General features: G+C 52.9%; 2 rRNA genes. Both read left to right on the plus strand.

What is annotated here, in order from left to right:
• Positions 1–21: 21 nt before the first annotated feature.
• Positions 22–2,910, plus strand: a 23S ribosomal RNA gene (locus ACF2JD_RS22540).
• A 123-nt stretch (positions 2,911–3,033) separates the two neighbouring features.
• A 5S ribosomal RNA gene (gene rrf / locus ACF2JD_RS22545) occupies positions 3,034–3,148 on the plus strand.

Here is a 3,148-nt window from a genome sequence, read left to right on the forward strand (position 1 = left end):
CGACACTTCTTGGGGTTGTATGGTTAAGTGACTAAGCGTACATGGTGGATGCCTTGGCAGTCAGAGGCGATGAAGGACGTACTAACCTGCGATAAGCTGTGAGAAGTCGGTAAGAGACGCTATTACTCACAGATTTCCGAATGGGGAAACCCACCCAGCATAAGCTGGGTATCTATTACTGAATACATAGGTAACAGAGGCGAACCGGGAGAACTGAAACATCTAAGTACCCCGAGGAAAAGAAATCAACCGAGATTCCCTCAGTAGCGGCGAGCGAACGGGGATTAGCCCTTAAGCATCTTGGAAGTTAGTGGAACGGTCCTGGAAAGGCCAGCGATACAGGGTGATAGCCCCGTACACGAAAACAACCTTGATGTGAAATCGAGTAGGGCGGGACACGTGACATCCTGTCTGAATATGGGGGGACCATCCTCCAAGGCTAAATACTCCTGACTGACCGATAGTGAACCAGTACCGTGAGGGAAAGGCGAAAAGAACCCCTGTGAGGGGAGTGAAATAGAACCTGAAACCGTGTACGTACAAGCAGTGGGGAGCCCTTGGGGTGACTGCGTACCTTTTGTATAATGGGTCAGCGACTTACATTTTGTAGCGAGGTTAACCGTATAGGGGAGCCGTAGGGAAACCGAGTCTTAACTGGGCGTCTAGTTGCAAGGTGTAGACCCGAAACCGGGTGATTTAGCCATGGGCAGGTTGAAGGTTGAGTAACATCAACTGGAGGACCGAACCCACTAACGTTGCAAAGTTAGGGGATGACCTGTGGCTGGGGGTGAAAGGCCAATCAAACTCGGAGATAGCTGGTTCTCCCCGAAAGCTATTTAGGTAGCGCCTCGGACGAATACTACTGGGGGTAGAGCACTGTTTGGACTAGGGGGTCATCCCGACTTACCAACTCCATGCAAACTCCGAATACCAGTAAGTAATATCCGGGAGACACACGGCGGGTGCTAACGTCCGTCGTGAAGAGGGAAACAACCCAGACCGCCGGCTAAGGTCCCAAAGTTCTGGTTAAGTGGGAAACGATGTGGGAAGGCTCAGACAGCTAGGATGTTGGCTTAGAAGCAGCCATCATTTAAAGAAAGCGTAATAGCTCACTAGTCGAGTCGGCCTGCGCGGAAGATGTAACGGGGCTCAAACCAGGCACCGAAGCCGCGGATTCATACTTATGTATGAGTGGTAGGGGAGCGTTCTGTAAGTCTGCGAAGGTGTATCGAGAGGTATGCTGGAGATATCAGAAGTGCGAATGCTGACGTAAGTAACGATAAAGGGGGTGAAAAGCCTCCTCGCCGGAAGACCAAGGGTTCCTGTCCAACGTTAATCGGGGCAGGGTGAGTCACCCCTAAGGTGAGGCCGAAAGGCGTAATCGATGGGAAGCAGGTTAATATTCCTGCACGACTTGTAATTGCGATGGGGGGACGGAGAAGGCTAGGTGGGCCAGGCGACGGTTGTCCTGGTGAAAGTGCGTAGGTGGTGTTTCTAGGCAAATCCGGAGACACAACACTGAGACACGAGACGAAGCCACTACGGTGGTGAAGCCATTGATGCCCTGCTTCCAGGAAAAGCCTCTAAGCTTCAGATTACAAGTCATCGTACCCCAAACCGACACAGGTGGTCGGGTAGAGAATACCAAGGCGCTTGAGAGAACTCGGGTGAAGGAACTAGGCAAAATAGAACCGTAACTTCGGGAGAAGGTTCGCTCTTGACAGTGAAGTCCCTTGCGGATGGAGCAGTTGGGAGTCGCAGTGACCAGATGGCTGGGACTGTTTATCAAAAACACAGCACTCTGCAAACACGAAAGTGGACGTATAGGGTGTGACACCTGCCCGGTGCCGGAAGGTTAATTGATGGGGTTAGCGCAAGCGAAGCTCTTGATCGAAGCCCCGGTAAACGGCGGCCGTAACTATAACGGTCCTAAGGTAGCGAAATTCCTTGTCGGGTAAGTTCCGACCTGCACGAATGGTGTAACCATGGCCATGCTGTCTCCACCCGAGACTCAGTGAAATCGAATTCGCCGTGAAGATGCGGTGTACCCGCGGCTAGACGGAAAGACCCCGTGAACCTTTACTACAGCTTGGCACTGAACATTGAACCTACATGTGTAGGATAGGTGGGAGGCTTTGAAGGCGTGACGCCAGTTGCGCTGGAGCCGTCCTTGAAATACCACCCTTGTATGTTTGATGTTCTAACGCAGGGCCCTGAATCGGGCTCGCGGACAGTGCCTGGTGGGTAGTTTGACTGGGGCGGTCTCCTCCCAAAGAGTAACGAGAAAGCACGAAGGTTGGCTAATCCTGGTCGGACATCAGGAGGTTAGTGCAATGGCATAAGCCAGCTTAACTGCGAGACGGACAGGTCGAGCAGGTACGAAAGTAGGTCATAGTGATCCGGTGGTTCTGAATGGAAGGGCCATCGCTCAACGGATAAAAGGTACTCCGGGGATAACAGGCTGATACCGCCCAAGAGTTCATATCGACGGCGGTGTTTGGCACCTCGATGTCGGCTCATCACATCCTGGGGCTGAAGTCGGTCCCAAGGGTATGGCTGTTCGCCATTTAAAGTGGTACGCGAGCTGGGTTCAGAACGTCGTGAGACAGTTCGGTCCCTATCTGCCGTGGGCGTTGGATGATTGAAGGGAGTTGCTCCTAGTACGAGAGGACCGGAGTGAACGAACCTCTGGTGTTCGGGTTGTCACGCCAGTGGCACTGCCCGGTAGCTAAGTTCGGAATCGATAACCGCTGAAAGCATCTAAGCGGGAAGCGAGCCCTGAGATGAGTCATCCCTGACCCCTTGAGGGTCCTAAAGGGCCGTTGGAGACCACAACGTTGATAGGTGGGGTGTGTAAGCGCGGCGACGTGTTGAGCTAACCCATACTAATTACCCGTGAGGCTTAACCATACAACACCCAAGAAGTGTTCTAAGGCTTGTAGCAAGTGCGAGACTACTTACAAATTCAGTGATAGCGACAAAGCCTACGGGCAACCTCGTTATTCACGTCAGCTTTCCGGATGAAGTTTTTTGCCTGGCGGCCATAGCGCCGTGGAACCACCTGATCCCATGCCGAACTCAGAAGTGAAACGCGGTAGCGCCGATGGTAGTGTGGCATTCGCCATGCGAGAGTAGGACACTGCCAGGC

Source organism: Aeromonas ichthyocola, from assembly GCF_046087985.1.
Classification (GTDB): Bacteria; Pseudomonadota; Gammaproteobacteria; order Enterobacterales; family Aeromonadaceae; genus Aeromonas; species Aeromonas rivipollensis.